We start from the raw sequence: 15,751 nt of genomic DNA, 5'->3' as shown, positions 1-15,751 counted from the left end.
ACGCCGGGCTCACATCGTCGCCGTGACCTTCTTCAAACCGCGTGGTGCGTCCGGGTCCTCGCCCCGGGCCAGCGCCAGGGACAGGGCGAGCCGTTGCAGCGGCAGGATGTCGAGCAGCGGCGCGTAGCGCTCGTCGACGTCCGGCACCGCCATCCGGGTGGTGCCGACGTCGGCGGAGCCGACCACCACCACGTCGGCGCGGCGCTCGCCGAGCCGGGGCAGCACCTCGCGCATCGACGTGCCGCCGGGGCCGGAGCCGACCACGGCGAGCACCGGCACGTCCGGGTCGGTCATGGCGAGCGGGCCGTGCAGCAGGTCGGCGCCGGAGAAGGCGAGCGCCGGCAGGTAGGACGTCTCCATCAGCTTCAGCGCCGCCTCCCGGGCGGTCGGGTACGCGTAGCCCCGGCCGGTGGTGACGAGCTGGGCGGCGAACCGGTAGCGCGGGGCGAGCCGGGCCGGGGTGTCGTCGGCCAGCGTGCGGGCGGCCAGCTCGGGCAGCCGGGCCAGGGCGGCCCGCTCCTCGGCCGGCAGCGCGCCGTCGCCGGCGCGTACCCCCTCGACCAGCATGAGCAGCGCGAGCAGCTCGGCGGTGTAGGTCTTGGTGGCGGCGACCGCGCGCTCATGGCCGGCGGCGATGTCCACGCTGAGTTCGGCGGTCTCCACCAGCGGCGAGTCGGGGTTGTTGGTGACCGCGAGGGTGAGCGCGCCGGAGGCCCGGGCCACCCGGAGCACCTCGGCCAGGTCGGGCGAGCCGCCGCTCTGGCTGACGCCGACGACGAGCGCGTCGGAGAGGTCGGGGCGGGCGCCGAAGAGGGTGACCGCGCTGGGCGAGGCGAGCCCGGCGGGGAGCCCGAGGCGGATCTCGGTGAGGTAGGCGGCGTAGAGCGCGGCGTGGTCGGAGGTGCCCCGGGCGGTGAAGACCACGTGGCGGGGTCGCCGGTCGGCGACGACGGCCGCGACTTCGGCGATCGCCGTGGCGTGCTCGGTGGAGAGCAGCCGCTCGTAGCCCGCCGGCTGCTCGTCGATGTCGGCTGCCATGCCGGCCCCTGGTCGGGTCACCCCGCACCCCCTTCTGCGCGATTGCCGCGCGTTCGATGCTCAGTCTTGCACGTTTCTGCCGCCTGAAGCAAAGCAACGAACACTACTGCGCAGTGGATCACCATTGGTTGGCAAGATCCCCTACGCTGGCCCGGCTGACCGACAGACCCGCCGGCGAGGAAAGGACGACGTGCCCGAGGACGACGCCGCGCTCTCCGCGGAGGAGGAACTCGCGCTGGCCCGGCTGGCGCTGGGCGAGGGCGACCTCAAGCACGCCGCCGACCACGTCGCCGCCGCGCTGGTGCGCTCCCCCACCCTGCCCGAGGCGCACGAGACGCTGTCCCGGCTCGCCGCGGCCAGCGGCGGCGACCTGGACCTCTTCCCGCTCGGCCAGCACGCCTTCGTCGGTGCCGTGGTGGCCCGCGCACACCTGCTCGCCGCCGCCGGCCGGCCCGCCGAAGGACTCGACCTGCTGGCCGCCGCCACCGGCTACGCCCCCGGCGCGCCGTGGGCCGCCGTGCCCTGGGTGACCGCGGCCGACCTGCCCGAGCGGCTCGACCCCGAACGCACCGCCCGGATCCTCATGCAGGTCTGCGCCGCCACGCCCGACCCCGTCCCGCGCCGGCTGCACGAACCGCTGCTGCCCTACCTCACCCTGGCCCGCAACGCGATCGCCGTGCACCCCACGCACCCGCTGCTGCTGGGCGCCGCGTCCGCGCTGGCCCGGCGCCTCGGCGAGGTCGCCCTCGCGGTCGGCTGGGCCACCCGGGGGGTACGCGCGGAGCCCACCAAACTCGGCGAGGTGTGGCTCGGGTACGCGTACCGCAGCGCCGGCCGCCCCACCGACGCGCTCGCCGCGCTGGAACGGGCGGTCGCGCTCGACCCGGACGACCTGGCGGTCTACGCGGACATCGCCGGCACGCTGGCCGACCACGGCAAGCTCGACACGGCGCTGGTGTGGGTCGACCGGGCGCTGGCCAAGGACCCGACGTTCGACTGCGCCGTGCACACCGCACACCGGCTGCGCTTCCAGCGCGACGGCGACGTGGACCACCTGGTGGCGCTCGCCGACTTCGTCCGGGACCATCCGGACGACTCGCACGAGCACGGGGACCTCGCCGAGTGCTGCCGTGGGCGCCCGTGGCTCGGCCAGGTCACCCCCGCCGGTCCGGATCCCGTCCCCGCGCCGTCCGCCGACGCCGCGCGCCCGTCGGCGAACGCGGCACGGCGGCTCCAGCACCTGGCCCATCCGGCCTGGCCGCACCCGCCGGCCGCCTACGACGCCGCGGTCGGGCTGGCCACGCTGGACCTGGCCGACCTGCTCGGCCTGGTGACGTTCCCGCCGGACGCGCCGTCCACCGCGCTGGGCCGGGTGCTCGGCGACCAGGACCCGGCGCTCTGGGCGCGCTGCGCGCAGGTCTGGGCCTGCCTCGGCCTGCTGCATCACCGCACCGACGAGCCGTGGGCGGAGTCGACGCGCCGCCGGGTGCTGCGGGAACTGGCCGGGGGCGAGCCGGGAGCGGTCGCCGAGGCGGCACTGTTCGCCCTGGTCACGGCCGCCTGGGTGGACCCGGCGGTCCGCGCCGACGTGGCCGGCCTGGTGGCCGGGCGGCTCGCCGGGGTGGCGGTCGGCGCCGCCCGCCGCAGCCCGGCGGCGGTGTCGCTGGCGCACCTGGCACGCGCCACTCCGGCCCTCGATCCGGCCACCCGCGCCACCGCCGAGTCGGTGGTCGCCGAGGCCGGGGCCGGCCCGCTGCGCCGCCTGTGGCGACGCCTCACCGGCCTGTTCCGCCGCGCCTGAGCACGCGTCGGCGACGCCGCCGCTCGGCGCCTCGCCGCGGCGTCCCGCGGCGGCGTTAAGAAGGGGCCCCTCCACCACGCCAGGCGTTAACCGGGGCCCCCTCCTTACCTCCTCAGACGGGGGCCTTGCCGAGGGCGACCTCGGCCTCGTCCTCCGGCGTGGCACCGGCGGGCGGGGCGTCGTTCGTCGCGCGCAGCGGCACCTCCTTGATGAACCAGGCGAGCACCGGGACCGCCACGGTGAAGAAGACGGCCCAGAGGAAGACGTGCGAGATGGCGTCGGAGAGCGCACCGAGCACCAGCTCCCGCGCCGGGCCGGTGAGCTCCTTGAGCTTCTCCAGGTCCATCGCGCCGCCCTCGCCGCCGCCCTTGGTGGCGAACGCCGGCCCGGCCGGCGAGTCGGCCAGCCGGTTGGCGAAGACGGCGCCGAAGAGCGAGACGCCGAACGAGCCACCGATGGAGCGGAAGAAGGTGGCCGCGCCGCTCGCCGCACCCAGGTCCTTCTGCTCGACGCTGTTCTGCGCGATCAGCATCGAGGTCTGCATGAGGAAGCCCATGCCCACGCCGAGCACGACCATGTAGAGCGAGGACTGGGCCTTGCTGGTGTCGAGGTCGAGCAGGCTGAGCAGGCCCATGCCGAGCGCCATCACCACGCCCCCGATGATCGGGAAGGCACGGTAGCGGCCGGTCTTGGTGATCGTCCGGCCGACCACCAGCGAGACCACGAGCATGCCGAACATCAGCGGGAGCAGCAGCAGGCCGCTGTTGGTGGCCGAGGCGCCCTGCACGGTCTGCTGGTAGAGCGGCAGGAAGTTCATCGCGCCGAACATGGCGAAGCCGAGCAGGAAGCCGATCACCGAGATGAGGGCGAAGTTGCGGTTGGTGAACAGGCCGAGCGGCAGGATCGGCTCGGGCACCCGCCGCTCCACCACCGCGAACGCGGCCAGCGCGAGCGCGGCCAGCACGGCCAGGCCGAGGATCTGCGGCGAGGCCCAGGCGTACTCGTTGCCGCCCCAGGTGGTGACCAGCACGATCGCGGTGATGCCGACGGAGAGCAGCGCCGCGCCCAGCCAGTCGATCTTGTGTTCGGTGCGGTACTTCGGCAGGTGCATGGTGGTGGCGAGGACCAGCAGCGCCACGCCGCCGAGCGGCAGGTTGACGTAGAACGCCCAGCGCCACGAGAGGTTGTCGGTGATGAAGCCGCCGACCAGCGGGCCGGCCACCATGGCGATGGCCATGATGCCGGCGATCATGCCCTGGTAGCGGCCGCGCTCGCGGGGCGGGACCAGGTCACCGATGATCGCCATGACGCCGACCATCAGACCGCCCGCGCCGAGGCCCTGGACCGCCCGGAACGCGATCAGCTCGATCATGCCGCTGTCGGTGCCGCCGAAGACGCCGGAGCCGGACATGCCGCAGAGCGCGGAGCCGACGAGGAAGACGACCACCGCGGTGAGGAAGACCGCCTTGCGGCCGTAGAGGTCACCGAGCTTTCCCCAGATCGGGGTGGAGACCGTGGTGCCCAGCACGTAGGCGGTGACCACCCAGGTGAAGTGGTCGGCGCCGCCGAACTCGAAGACGATGCGCGGCAGCGCGGTGCTGACGATCATGTTGTCGAGCATCGCGAGCATCATCGCGATCATCAGGCCGAACAGGACGACCCGGACGTTCGGTTTCGCGGTGACCGGGGTTGGTTGACTCATGGGTAGGCTCCCCCGCAGATCGGTGATCGACTTACTTGCCGCCCGGCTAGTTGACTTACCAGCCGCACGGTAAGCTCGATGCGAGGACAACGTCAAGCGGATTGGAAGGTGTCGGTCGGGTGAGCGAGAGCACAGGCGGCACACGGCAACGGATCCAGGCCGTCGCGCTGGAGCTCTTCACCGAGCAGGGGTACGAGAAGACCTCGCTCCGGGAGATCGCCGAGCGGCTCAACGTGACCAAGGCCGCGCTCTACTACCACTTCAAGAGCAAGGACGAGATCGTCAGCAGCTTCGCCGACGACCGACTGCGGCGGATGGACGAGCTGATCGCCTGGGCCGCCGAGCAGCCGGCCACGCTGGCGACCCGGCGCACCCTCATCGGCCGGTACGCGGACAGCATGTTCGCCGGCGAGCTGCCCAAGGTGATGCGCTTCTTCGAGCAGAACCAGACCCTGCTGAAGAGCCTCGTCGTCGGTCAGCAGATGCGTGACCGGATGATGCGGCTCGCCGGTGAGTTGAGCCGCGGCGACGAGTCGCCCGCCGCGCAGCTGCGCGCCGCGCTCACCCTGTTCGCGGTGCACAGCAGCTGGTTCGCGGTGCGCGCCCCCGGGGTCACCGACGAGGAGCGCAAGAAGATCGCCCTGGAGGTGGCGGACGAGCTGCTCGCCAGGATCGGCGACGGCGACTGAGCCGACGACCGGGACGGTGCGGGCCGGCTCAGCGGGCGGCGGTCAGGTCCAGGCGCAGGCCGAGCAGGTCGACGCCGGGCGCGGGGGTCCAGTCCTTCTCCGGCACGCGGACGAACCCGAGCCGGTCGTAGAGCCGGCGCGCGCTCGCCGACATGCCGGCGCGCACGCAGATCACCACGGCCACGCACCCCAGCTCGGTGGCGCGCGCCACGCACGCCTCCGCCAGCGCCGCGCCGGCGCCCCGACCCTGCGCGGCCGGATCGACCGCGAGCATCCGGAACTCGGCCTCGCCGGGCCCGGCGAGTTCCGCGTACGGGGTGCCGGGCAGCACGAACGTCACCGCGCCGAGCACCGCGCCGGTGGACTCGTCCACCGCGACCAGCACCTCACCTGTCGCCGCCCGGCCGGCCACGTCGGCGAGCACCGCTTCGTACCCGTTCTCGGCCTTGAGCTGGCCGTCCGCCTCGTACGCGGCCACCGTCAGGCGGGCCACCGCCGGGAAGTCCGCCGGCCGGGCCCGGCGGACGAGCGGGCCGGTCAACCGATCACCGCGATCAGGTCGCCGTCCTGCACCACGTCGCCCTCGTTCACCGCGAGCTGCTGCACCACGCCGTCGGACTCGGCGACCACCGGGATCTCCATCTTCATCGACTCCAGGATCACCAGCGTGTCACCCTCGGACACGGTGTCCCCGGCCGACGCGACGACCTTCCAGACGTTCGCCACCATCTCGGCGCGGATCTCCTCGGCCATCTCCGGGCCCTCCCTCAAGTCCGACGGGTCCTGCGAACGTATCCAACCATGACCCCGGTCACGCCGGCCCGCTGACCACCGGCCCGCGACGCGGCCCCACCGCGCCCGGCGCGGCAGCGGCGGCACTAGCATCGTGCGGGTCGGCGCCCGGCGATCCGCCGGCCGCACGCGACCTCCGCCGCGCTCGCCCGCGGCCGGACCGTGACCAGTACGAGGAGGCAGAGCATGGCGAAGAAGGCCCGGAAGAAGAAGGCCCGGAAGAAGAGCGGCGCCAACCACGGCAAGCGCCCCAACTCCTGATCACCGATCAGCGACGCCGGCCCGGGGCCGGACACACCGGTGGCCCGGGTCCACGTGGACCCGGGCCACCGGTGTCTGATCGGTCGCCGACCTCAGTCGGCCAGCTCGCGGGACTCGCTGGTCTCGAACACCACCAGCTCGGTCAGCCGCAGCCGGAGCCGCTCGCGCAGCTTCTCGGGCGCCGCCTCGTTACCGCAGCACCGGGCGACCAGGGCCTTGACCTCCTGCTCGATGCCGTACTCGCGCAGGCACGGCCCGCACTCGTCCAGGTGGTGCCGGATCAGCACCCGGCGCTCCTCGCCGCACTCCAGGTCGAGGTAGAGGTAGACCTCGGCGAGCACCTCACGGCAGTCCGTCTCGTGCGGTTGTCCACAACTCACGGTCACACCTCCCGGCCGGCGGCGGCGGTCGAACCCTTCGACGGCGCGGCGCTGAACCCGCGCTCCGCCGCGTAACGCTCCAGGAGCTTCCGCAGATTGCGTCGGCCGCGGTGCAGGCGGGACATCACGGTGCCGATCGGCGTGCCCATGATGTCGGCGACCTCCTTGTAGGAGAAGCCCTCGACGTCGGTCAGGTAGACCGCCAGGCGGAACTCCTCCGGCAACTGCTGGAGGGCCTCCTTGACGTCGCTGTCCGGCAGCCGGTCGAGCGCCTCGGTCTCGGCCGAGCGCAGGCCGCTGGACGTGTGCGACTCCGCCTCGGCGAGCTGCCAGTCGGTGATCTCGTCGGTCGGCGCCTGGACCGGCTGGCGCTGCCGCTTCCGGTAGGAGTTGATGTAGGTGTTGGTCAGGATCCGGTACAGCCAGGCCTTCAGGTTGGTGCCCTGCTCGAACTGGTGGAAGGCCGCGTACGCCTTCAGGTATGTCTCCTGGACCAGGTCCTCGGCATCCGCCGGGTTGCGGGTCATCCGCAGCCCGGCAGCGTAGAGCTGGTCGACGAAGGGCATCGCGTCCCGCTCGAAGCGGGCCCTGCGCTCGTCCGTCTTCTCGGTGGTCAACCGCACATCCCCTCGCGTCGGATGCTTTCCCGCCGAGGATACGCGTACCCGCCTGACGGCAGATTCACTTCCCGAGTGTGTGCCGGTGCTCACGGCCGACGCCGCCGCGGGCCACTCCGGCGCGTCGAGCAGCCGCCGGAGCTGCCGTTCGTCCCGTTCGTCCCGCTCCCGGCTCCGTGTCTCGATCGGCACCGGTCACCCCCCTCGCGCTGACAATGTCGTTCCAAGGGGGTCAACGCGGACCACGGGCCACCGCATTCCGCGATGCGCGTCGGAGGGACGGCCACCCGTCCCGGCCCCAGCCTCGGCCGCGACCGACGCTGGGACCAGGAAGGGCCTGGGAGGTGGTCCCGGCCCCGCCCGAACCGGGCGGACGGCACCAACCGGTGCAACGACCGCCCACCAGGGACGGTCACGCACGCCGATGCCCATGCCCGGAGCAGGACGGTTCCGGCCTCAGGCCGACGTCACGGCAGCCAACCCCGGGCCGCGAGCCACCCGCGCACCACCTCGGCCGTGCCGGCCGGATCCCGCCGCAGGTCGTGCCGCTCCCCCGGCCGGACGACCACCTCGATCCCGGGCCCGGCATCGGGTACGCCGAACGGGTCCCGGTCACCGTTGACCACCAGCGTGGGCAGGCCGGTGCCCAGCTCGCCGGCCCGGGAACGCTCCGGCCGGCCGGGCGGATGCAGCGGGAACGCCAACGCCACCACGCCCGCCGCCCCGACCACGTCGGCGGTCCGGCAGGCCACCCGCGCGCCACTGGACCGACCGCCCACCACCCAGCGGCCGGCCTCCGGCAGGCGTCGACGCAGCTCGGCCAGCACCACGGCCCACGCCTCGTCCAGGTGCCCGGCCGGCGCGGGCGCGCGCCGCCCGGCGACCCGGTAGGGCTGGGTCACCAACGCCACCCCCGCCCCGGCGCCGCACACCGCGTCGCGGACCGCCACGAGATCCGGCGCGTCGACGTCGCCGCCCGCGCCGTGACCCAGCACCAGCACGGTGCCGCCGGCCACCGACGGCGGGTCGAGCCGGATGCGGGCCGGTCCCCTCGGTGTGTCGATCTCGTCGTCGTGCCGCACCGGCCCATTCTGCGCACGGCACATCGCCCGGCGACGCAGACCCGGCGACAGCCGTCGCCGCCGGACCGATCCGGCACCCAGACGCCATCGCCACCCGGCCCCGGCACCCAGACGCCATCGCCACCCGGCCCCGGCACCCAGACGCCATCGCCACCTGGCCGGCACCCAGACGCCACAGGCGGCCGGCCGGCACGCAGACGCCGGGTAGACCCGACGCGGGACGCCATCGCCGGCCGGACCACCCCGGGGTGGCCGCTCCGTCGCCGGCCGGACCACCCCGGGCGGCAGCCGACGTCGATCGTGGCCGGCAGGCGGGCCACGGGCGACGTCGGCGTCAGCTCAGCGGCACCAGGGTGAGCAGGCGGTCGCGCACCGGCGGACCGGGCTCGTCGACCGCGTCCGGATCCGGCTGCACCTCGCTGCGCCAGGCGACCAGCATGGCCCGCCTTTCCCGCGGCGTGGTGCCGCCCCAGACGCCGTGGCAGTCGCCCACCTCCAGCGCCCAGGCCAGACAGGAGCCCTGCACGTCGCAGGTGCGGCAGAGTGCCACCGCCGCGTCGGCCGGCTCGTTGGGCGCCGGGAAGAACGTCTCCGGATCGACGCTCTGGCAGGTTCCCCTGGTGCGCCACGCCTCGTCCTGGCGCCGTTCGCGCAAGGCCCGCAACAGGCGCGGATCACGCCGCGCGGCGGCCACCTCGTGCGGGCGCGGCATGCGTGCCCGTGTCAATACACCCACCTCCCCCGTGGGACCGGCGAAGATCTTGCTAGAGATCGATGGATGTCATCCGCCCCGTGCGAACAGACGCCCATCACCGGCGCTGTGTTCTATCGCACTCGCGCACGCGGGGACAAGTGTCTTCGGTAAACATGACTAAACGGCCGGGCGACGTATCAGGCGCAACCCCGGCAAATCAGCACTCGACAATGTGCTGAGTGTGATCAGAACAGCGTCGGTTCGGCGTCGGCCTCCGCACCCGCCGGCACGACCCGGGCGATCAGCTCCGGGCCGTCGTTGCGGACGTCGCCGACCGCCGTCGAGACCGGCCGGATCTCCAACCCGGCCAGCTGCCCGGTGTCGGGCGGAACGAGCAACGCGGCCGGCTCGTCGGTCGGGCCGAGCCAGGACGCCCACCGCTCCCGGGGCAGCAGCAGCGGCATCCGGTCGTGCACCTCCGCCAGCTCGCCGAGGGCCGCGGTGGTCAGCACGCTGAACGTGAGCCGGGACGACCCGGTCGACTCCCAGACCGACCAGATGCCCGCGAAGGCCAGCACCGAGCCGTCGCGCGGGGTCATGAAGTAGGGCTGCCGGCCGCCGTCGGGCCGACGGACCCACTCGTACCACCCGTCGGCCGGGACCAGGCAGCGACGGCGGGCGAACGACGGGGCGTAGGCCCGGCTGGTGGCGACCGTCTCGGCCCGCGCGTTGATCATCCGGGCGGCGCCGGTCGCGCTGCGGGCCCAGGGCGGAAGCAGCCCCCAGCGACCCAGCGAGAGCAGCCGGTGCCCCTCGGGCGCGAGCCGCACCAACGGCGCGGGATCGGTCGGCGCGACGTTGAAGTCGGGCCCGACCGCACCGGCCGGGTCGGCCGCCTCGAACAGCGCGCTCAGGTCGCCCGCGCTCCGGGTCGTCGCGTACCTCCCGCACATGGCGCCCACGCTAGCCCCACCCGGCCGATCCGGCTGTCCCGCCCACCGGGAGCAGGCCCGACGACCGGTCCCACCGGCGGTGTCGGGTTGGCAGAATGAGGGCGTGGGGAATCCGACCGCTACGCGTCCGCCGCAGCCGTGGACCGCGCCGACCGCGAGCGACCCGGTCGCCGCGACGCTGCGCCTGCCCGGCTCCAAGTCGATGACCGCCCGGGCCCTGGTGCTCGCCGCGCTGGCCAGCGGGCCGTCGACGCTCGACCGGCCGCTGCGCGCCCGGGACACCGAGCTGATGGCCGGTGGCCTGCGCGCGCTCGGGTCGCACGTGTCGATCTCCGACGACGAACGATGGCTGGTCCGGCCGCACCCGCCGGTCGGCCCGGCGCACGTCGACGTCGGCCTGGCCGGCACCGTGATGCGCTTCCTGCCCCCGGTGGCCGGGCTGGCGGCCGGCCGGGTCACCTTCGACGGCGACCCGCACGCCCGCACCCGTCCGCTCGGCCCGCTGATCGACGCGCTGCGCGCGCTCGGCGTCCGCATCGACGCCCCACCGGTCGGCAGCCTGCCGCTGGTCGTCCTGGGCGCCGGCCGGGTGGCCGGCGGCGAGGTGGTCATCGACGCCTCCGCGTCCAGCCAGCTGGTCTCCGGGCTGCTGCTCGCCGGGCCCCGCTTCGACCGGGGCGTGGTGGTCCGGCACGAGGGCCCACCGGTGCCCTCCGCGCCGCACGTGCGGATGACCGTGCAGATGCTGCGCGCCGCCGGGGCGGCGGTGGACGACACCACCCCCGACGTCTGGGTGGTCGAGCCCGGCCCGCTCACCGGGCGCGGCTGGGAGATCGAGCCCGACCTCTCCGGCGCCGCGCCGTTCTTCGCCGCCGCCCTGGTCACCGGCGGTGAGGTCACCCTCCAGGGTTGGCCGCGCAGCAGCCTCCAGCCGGTGGAGCGGCTGCGCGAGCTGCTGCACCGGATGGGCGGCGAGGTGACGCTCGGCACCGACGGGCTGCGGGTGCGGGGCACCGGCACGGTGCGCGGCCTCGACGCCGACCTCTCCGACGTCGGTGAGCTGACCCCGGTGCTGAGCGCGCTCACCCTGCTGGCCGACACGCCGTCCCGGCTGACCGGCATCGGCCACATCCGGGGCCACGAGACCGATCGGGTCACCGCGCTGGCCAAGGAGTTCACCGCGCTGGGCGCCGACATCACCGAGACCCGCGACGGCCTGGAGATCCGGCCCCGCCCGCTGCGCGGCGGGACCTTCCGGACGTACGCCGACCACCGGATGGCGCACGCCGCGGCGGTCGCCGGGCTGGCCGTCCCCGGCATCGAGGTCGACGACGTGACGTGCACCTCGAAGACCATGCCGGAGTTCCCGGCACTATGGTCGGGAATGGTGACCGGCAAGAACTGACAGCGGGGGGACGTCCTGGCGACCAGGCGGCGGGAGTACGACGAGGACGACGTCCGGGTGCGCCCCGGCCGGTCGTCGCGGCCCCGCACCCGCACCCGACCCCGGCACGACGACGCGGTCGACGGGTTCGTGATCGCGGTCGACCGCGGTCGCTACACCTGCGTCCGACCGGACGCCGGCCTCGACGATCCGGTCGTCACCGCCATGCGCGCCCGCGAGCTGGGCCGCAAGTCGGTGGTGGTGGGCGACCGGGTGGGTCTGGTCGGTGACGTCTCCGGCGCACCCGGCGCGCTGGCCCGCATCGTGCGCATCGCCGAGCGCACCTCCGTGCTGCGGCGCACCGCCGACGACGACGACACCACCGCCGAGGGGCGGCTGGAGCGGGTGGTGGTGGCGAACGCCGACCAGTTGGTGATCGTCAGCGCGCTGGCCGACCCGCCGCCGCGTACCGGGTTCATCGACCGCTGCCTGGTGGCCGCGTACGACGCGGACATCGAGCCGCTGCTCTGCCTGACCAAGGCCGACCTGGCCGGCCCGGAGGCGGTGCTCGGCTACTACACCGAGCTGGAGCTGCCGTACGTGCTGATCCGGCCGGGTTCCGAGCTGGCCGATCTGCGCACGCTGCTCGCCGGGCGGGTCTCGGTGATGGTGGGGCACTCCGGGGTGGGCAAGTCGACGCTCGTCAACCGCCTGGTCCCGGAGGCGGAGCGGGCGGTCGGCACGGTCAGCGCGATCGGGCGGGGCCGGCACACCTCGACGAGCGCGGTGGCGCTGCGCCTGCCGCCGGAGCCGGGCGCGCGGGCCGGCGGCGACCCGGGCTGGATCGTCGACACCCCGGGGGTGCGCAGCTTCGGGCTGGCGCACGTCTCCGCGGAGAGCCTGCTGCACGGCTTCCCCGACCTGGTCGAGGCGACCGTCGACTGCCCGGCCAACTGTCCGCACACCGCCGACGAGGCGACCTGCGCGCTGGACGCCTGGGTCGCCGCCGGCAAGGCGGACCCGCGCCGGCTGGCCTCGTACCGTCGGTTGCTGGCCTCGCAGAGCGGCGAGGGCGACGCGCGCGAGCCGGAGCGCAACCCCGGTGATCCGCTCGCCGGTTCCTGACCGGCGGGCCGCACGGCACCCGCCGGTCCCGGCCGCGGCGGCGGCGCTAGCGTGTCGACCATGACCGGGTACGCCGACGACCTCGCCCTCGCCCACCTGCTCGCCGACGCCGCCGACGCGGTCTCGTCGGCCCGGTTCCGCGCGCTCGACCTGCGGGTGGAGTCGAAGCCGGACCTGACGCCGGTCTCCGACGCGGACACCGCCGTGGAGCGGGAGATCCGCGCGCTGCTGGCCACCCACCGCCCCGCCGACGGCCTGCTCGGCGAGGAGTACGGGGAGCAGCCGCCGGCCGGCCCGGACGGGCGGCGCTGGGTGGTCGACCCGATCGACGGGACGAAGAACTTCGTCCGGGGCGTACCGGTCTGGGCCACCCTGATCGCGCTGCTGGAGCACGATCGGCCGGTGCTCGGGCTGGTCTCCGCTCCGGCGCTGGGCCGGCGCTGGTGGGGCGCGCTCGGCGCGGGCGCGTTCGCCGGCACCGGCGCGGCGGACGGCACGCCGATCCGGGTCTCGGGTGTCTCGGCGCTGGCCGACGCGAGCGTCTGCTACTCCTCGCTGACCGGTTGGGAACAGGCCGGCCGGCTGGACGCGATGCTCCAGCTCATGCGGGACACCTGGCGCAGCCGGGCGTACGGCGACTTCTACGGCTACGTGCTGCTGGCCGAGGGCGCGTTGGACGTGATGGTGGAGCCGGAGCTGTCGCTGTGGGACGTCGCCGCGCTGGTGCCGATCGTCACCGAGGCGGGAGGCCGGTTCACCGACCTGGCCGGGCGACCCGCACCGGCCGGCGTCGACGCCGCCGACATCAGCGCCGTGGCCAGCAACGGCCGGCTGCACGAGGACATCCTGGGCCGGCTCGGCCGGCCGGCCGAGCGCTGAGGGGGCCCGAGCCTCTATCCTCGCCAGGTGGTCTCCTCCGGTTGGTGCTTTCTCGCGGCGATGATCGTCGCGTACGGCTTCGCCAACCTCCTCCAGTCGGTGGCCGCGGCGCGGACCACCGTGCACCACACCTTCGACCCGGGGCTGCTGCTGCGGCTGGCCGGTCACCGGACGTACCTGATCGGCCTGGCCTGCCAGGTCGTCGGCTTCGTGCTGGCCTTCCTGGCCCGGCGGGACCTGCCGTTGTTCCTGGTCCAGGCGTCGGTGGCGGCCGGGCTCGGGGTCACCGCGGTGCTGGGCGTGCTGGTGCTCAAGTGGCGCCTGCCGGCCGCCGAGGTGGTGCTGCTGGTGCTGCTGTTCGGCGGCATCACCGCGCTGGTGCTGGCGGCCGAGCCGGCGCCGTCCCGGCAGCTCGGCACCGCCGGGCTGGTAGGCCTGGTGGCGGCGCTCGGCCTGATCGCCGGGTCGGGTTTCTTCGCCGCCCGGTTACGGGGGGCGCTCGGTTCGGTGGTGCTCGGGTCGCTGGCCGGGATGGCGTTCTCGGCCGCCGCGGTCGCCGCCCGCCCGCTCGCCTCCGCCGACTCGGCGGAGGCGTTCGTCCGTGACCCGCTGCTCTACCTGCTGATCGCCCACTCGGTGGTCGGCCAGTTGCTGCTCGGCCTGGCCATGCAACGCGGGTCGACCACCGCGGCGGTGGCCGCGATGGACGCGGCCGGGGCGGTGCCCGCCGCGATCGTCGGGTTGCTGCTGCTCAACGACAAGATCTGGCCGGGCCGGGAGTGGTTGGCCGGGCTCGGCTTCCTGGTCACCCTGGCGGCCGTGGTGGGCCTGACCCGGTACGCCGAGCCGCAGCACCACCACGTGACCGCCCGGGACCGGGAACCGGCGATGATCGGCGCCGGGGTGGTGCCGGCTCAGGCCGCCTCGACCGGCCCGCGTTCGGAGACGACCACCTCGACCGGCGGCGTCGGCTCCACCGGCATGGCCGGCCGGCGACGGCCGATCACCCGCTCGTAGAGCCGCTCCAGGGCGGCGGCGGTGCGCTCCCAGGTGTAGCTGCACCGCACCCGGTCCACGGCCGCGTGCCCGTACGCGAACCGGCCGGCGTTGTCGGTGAGCATCCGGCGCAGGGTGACCCCGAGGGTGCGCACGTCGCCGGGCGGCACCAGCTTGCCGGTCACCTCGTCGACGACCGCGTCGGCGATGCCGCCCATGGCGTAGCCGACCACCGGCACGCCGCAGGCCATCGCCTCCAGCGACACCCGGCCGGCGGAGGAGTAGTGCGGGGTGCAGGCCACCACGTCCGCGGAGCGGTACCAGGTGGCCATCTGGTCGTGCGGCACCGCGCCGACGAGCTGGATCCGCTCCGCCACCCCGGCCCGCTCGGCCAGCTCGCGCAGCCGGCGTGCCTCCGCGTGCCCGGCCAGCCGCTCGGCCGGTGGGCCGCCGGCGATCACCAGCTCCGCGTCGCCGACCAGGCGCATCGCCCGGATCAGGTCGTCCTGGCCGTGCCCGGGCGCGAGCCCGCCCACGGAGAGGATGCGCGGGCGCTGGTCCCGGGGGGCCGCCTCGCCGTCGGGGTGGAAGTATCCGGTGTCCACACCGGTCGGCACCATCGCCACCGAGGTCCGTTGCAGGCCCATCCGGGTCAGTTCGTCGACCTCGTCGTTGCACTGGGCGACCGCCACGTCCACGGCCCGGGTGAGCGCCCGTTCCAGCGGGATGCGCTGGCCCGGCCCGGCGTAGCCGCGGCCGAGGTGGCGGAGCTGCTCGACGCCGAGCGAGTGGAACGTCTGCACCACCGGGATGTCGGTGGCGCGGACCGCGTGCGCGGCGGCCAGCCCGCCCACCCAGTAGTGCCCGTGCACCACCTCGGGCGCCCAGTCGCCGGACCATTCGCCGGCCAGCCAGCGGCCGAACTCGGCCACGTACGGCACCAGTTCTCCGGTGGGCAGCGGATCGGGCGGGCCGACCGGCACCCGCTCCAGGCGGTAGCCGTCCAGCTCGACCAGGGCCGGTTGGGTGGCCGCGTCGCGGCGCTCGTACACGCGGACCTCGTGGCCCCGGGCGGCGAGTTCAGCCGCCACACGCGCAATATGCTCCTGAGTCCCGACGGTGGGACCGTCGGTGGACGAGCCGGCGTGCGCGCAAACAAGGCCGACGCGCATGGTGCACCTCCATGCGTTGCTTCGGTAGCGGGGTCTCCCGGTAGAGCGTCCCATTAACCCGGGGTCGGTGGCCCCAAACCTGGCAGATCGCCACTGTGTCCGGCGTCCCGTCCACGGGACAGCACGGCGGACCGAACCCGATCAGCGCGGGGTTCGCCGGCATGACCGGCCGGCGTCGGGGTACCG

Annotated in this window: 17 protein-coding genes; 7 read left to right on the top strand and 10 right to left on the bottom strand. The window is 74.5% G+C overall.

What is annotated here, in order from left to right:
- Positions 1–9: 9 nt before the first annotated feature.
- Positions 10–1,038 carry an SIS domain-containing protein gene (locus GA0070213_RS23200; RefSeq protein ID WP_091068728.1) on the bottom strand — a complete coding sequence of 343 codons (1,029 nt, stop codon included), beginning with the start codon at positions 1,036–1,038 and terminating at the stop codon, positions 10–12.
- A 190-nt stretch (positions 1,039–1,228) separates the two neighbouring features.
- Between GA0070213_RS23200 and GA0070213_RS23195 the strand changes: the two genes are divergently transcribed.
- On the top strand, positions 1,229–2,839 hold the full coding sequence (locus GA0070213_RS23195; protein WP_091068724.1) for a tetratricopeptide repeat protein: 1,611 nt from the start codon (positions 1,229–1,231) through the stop codon (positions 2,837–2,839).
- Positions 2,840–2,951: 112 nt separating this feature from the next.
- On the opposite strand, the gene GA0070213_RS23190 is transcribed toward GA0070213_RS23195, so the two are convergent.
- Entirely contained in the window at positions 2,952–4,541 is a 1,590-nt protein-coding gene (locus tag GA0070213_RS23190; protein WP_091068719.1) for an MDR family MFS transporter, read from the bottom strand.
- A 119-nt stretch (positions 4,542–4,660) separates the two neighbouring features.
- Here GA0070213_RS23190 and GA0070213_RS23185 point away from each other — a divergent pair, with 119 nt between their 5' ends.
- Complete coding sequence (locus tag GA0070213_RS23185) at positions 4,661–5,230, top strand: TetR/AcrR family transcriptional regulator (RefSeq protein WP_091068715.1); 570 nt, start codon at positions 4,661–4,663, stop codon at positions 5,228–5,230.
- A gap of 28 nt (positions 5,231–5,258) precedes the next feature.
- On the opposite strand, the gene GA0070213_RS23180 is transcribed toward GA0070213_RS23185, so the two are convergent.
- Both GA0070213_RS23180 and GA0070213_RS23175 read right to left on the bottom strand, forming a co-directional pair.
- Positions 5,259–5,771, bottom strand: a complete 513-nt coding sequence (locus GA0070213_RS23180) for a GNAT family N-acetyltransferase (RefSeq protein WP_091068712.1) — start codon at positions 5,769–5,771, stop codon at positions 5,259–5,261.
- On the bottom strand, positions 5,768–5,983 hold the full coding sequence (locus tag GA0070213_RS23175; protein ID WP_091068708.1) for a biotin/lipoyl-binding carrier protein: 216 nt from the start codon (positions 5,981–5,983) through the stop codon (positions 5,768–5,770). Before GA0070213_RS23175 ends, GA0070213_RS23180 begins: the two co-directional genes overlap by 4 nt.
- 225 nt (positions 5,984–6,208) lie before the next feature.
- Between GA0070213_RS23175 and GA0070213_RS32805 the strand changes: the two genes are divergently transcribed.
- Complete coding sequence (locus tag GA0070213_RS32805; RefSeq protein WP_369700219.1) at positions 6,209–6,283, top strand: 50S ribosomal protein bL37; 75 nt, start codon at positions 6,209–6,211, stop codon at positions 6,281–6,283.
- A gap of 92 nt (positions 6,284–6,375) precedes the next feature.
- On the opposite strand, the gene rsrA is transcribed toward GA0070213_RS32805, so the two are convergent.
- The 5 genes from rsrA to GA0070213_RS23150 all read right to left on the bottom strand — a co-directional run bounded on the left by rsrA (position 6,376) and on the right by GA0070213_RS23150 (position 10,009).
- Positions 6,376–6,663, bottom strand: coding sequence for a mycothiol system anti-sigma-R factor (gene rsrA, locus GA0070213_RS23170; RefSeq protein WP_091069073.1), 288 nt, complete (start codon positions 6,661–6,663; stop codon positions 6,376–6,378).
- Between the two features lie 2 nt (positions 6,664–6,665).
- Positions 6,666–7,472 carry a sigma-70 family RNA polymerase sigma factor gene (locus tag GA0070213_RS23165; protein ID WP_091068704.1) on the bottom strand — a complete coding sequence of 269 codons (807 nt, stop codon included), beginning with the start codon at positions 7,470–7,472 and terminating at the stop codon, positions 6,666–6,668.
- Between the two features lie 275 nt (positions 7,473–7,747).
- Positions 7,748–8,362, bottom strand: coding sequence for an alpha/beta hydrolase family protein (locus tag GA0070213_RS23160; RefSeq protein WP_091068700.1), 615 nt, complete (start codon positions 8,360–8,362; stop codon positions 7,748–7,750).
- A gap of 334 nt (positions 8,363–8,696) precedes the next feature.
- On the bottom strand, positions 8,697–9,089 hold the full coding sequence (locus GA0070213_RS23155; protein WP_091068696.1) for a WhiB family transcriptional regulator: 393 nt from the start codon (positions 9,087–9,089) through the stop codon (positions 8,697–8,699).
- 212 nt (positions 9,090–9,301) lie between these two features.
- A complete protein-coding gene (locus tag GA0070213_RS23150) occupies positions 9,302–10,009 on the bottom strand; it encodes an SOS response-associated peptidase (RefSeq protein WP_091068692.1) in 708 nt (235 codons plus the stop codon).
- 103 nt (positions 10,010–10,112) lie between these two features.
- Between GA0070213_RS23150 and aroA the strand changes: the two genes are divergently transcribed.
- From aroA to GA0070213_RS23130, 4 genes are all read left to right on the top strand, one after another.
- Positions 10,113–11,414, top strand: coding sequence for a 3-phosphoshikimate 1-carboxyvinyltransferase (aroA, locus tag GA0070213_RS23145; RefSeq protein WP_091068689.1), 1,302 nt, complete (start codon positions 10,113–10,115; stop codon positions 11,412–11,414).
- Positions 11,415–11,618: 204 nt separating this feature from the next.
- Entirely contained in the window at positions 11,619–12,518 is a 900-nt protein-coding gene (gene rsgA / locus GA0070213_RS23140) for a ribosome small subunit-dependent GTPase A (RefSeq protein ID WP_091069070.1), read from the top strand.
- Positions 12,519–12,578: 60 nt separating this feature from the next.
- The gene (hisN, locus tag GA0070213_RS23135) at positions 12,579–13,397 is read left to right on the top strand and encodes a histidinol-phosphatase (RefSeq protein ID WP_091068686.1); all 819 of its coding nucleotides are present in this window, start codon (positions 12,579–12,581) and stop codon (positions 13,395–13,397) included.
- Positions 13,398–13,457: 60 nt separating this feature from the next.
- On the top strand, positions 13,458–14,414 hold the full coding sequence (locus GA0070213_RS23130) for a hypothetical protein (RefSeq protein WP_175441461.1): 957 nt from the start codon (positions 13,458–13,460) through the stop codon (positions 14,412–14,414).
- Here the strand turns inward: GA0070213_RS23130 and GA0070213_RS23125 are convergent.
- Positions 14,312–15,565 carry a glycosyltransferase gene (locus GA0070213_RS23125; protein ID WP_091068679.1) on the bottom strand — a complete coding sequence of 418 codons (1,254 nt, stop codon included), beginning with the start codon at positions 15,563–15,565 and terminating at the stop codon, positions 14,312–14,314. The genes GA0070213_RS23130 and GA0070213_RS23125 overlap by 103 nt on opposite strands.
- Between the last annotated feature and the right edge of the window lie 186 nt (positions 15,566–15,751).

This window comes from Micromonospora humi (assembly GCF_900090105.1).
GTDB classification, from domain to species: Bacteria; Actinomycetota; Actinomycetes; order Mycobacteriales; family Micromonosporaceae; genus Micromonospora; species Micromonospora humi.
The sequence above is the reverse complement of the archived record's forward strand: the minus strand, read 5'-3'. Positions and strand labels throughout refer to the sequence as shown.

What these genes read in the sequence shown, in the direction of transcription:
- GA0070213_RS23200 (WP_091068728.1), bottom strand. Translation starts at nt 1,038, where the DNA reads ATGGCAGCCGACATCGACGAGCAGCCGGCGGGCTACGAGCGGCTGCTC.
- GA0070213_RS23190 (WP_091068719.1), bottom strand. Translation starts at nt 4,541, where the DNA reads ATGAGTCAACCAACCCCGGTCACCGCGAAACCGAACGTCCGGGTCGTC.
- GA0070213_RS23175 (WP_091068708.1), bottom strand. Translation starts at nt 5,983, where the DNA reads ATGGCCGAGGAGATCCGCGCCGAGATGGTGGCGAACGTCTGGAAGGTC.
- GA0070213_RS23150 (WP_091068692.1), bottom strand. Translation starts at nt 10,009, where the DNA reads ATGTGCGGGAGGTACGCGACGACCCGGAGCGCGGGCGACCTGAGCGCG.
- rsgA (WP_091069070.1), top strand. Translation starts at nt 11,619, where the DNA reads ATGCGCGCCCGCGAGCTGGGCCGCAAGTCGGTGGTGGTGGGCGACCGG.
- hisN (WP_091068686.1), top strand. Translation starts at nt 12,579, where the DNA reads ATGACCGGGTACGCCGACGACCTCGCCCTCGCCCACCTGCTCGCCGAC.
- GA0070213_RS23130 (WP_175441461.1), top strand. Translation starts at nt 13,458, where the DNA reads ATGATCGTCGCGTACGGCTTCGCCAACCTCCTCCAGTCGGTGGCCGCG.
- GA0070213_RS23125 (WP_091068679.1), bottom strand. Translation starts at nt 15,565, where the DNA reads ATGCGCGTCGGCCTTGTTTGCGCGCACGCCGGCTCGTCCACCGACGGT.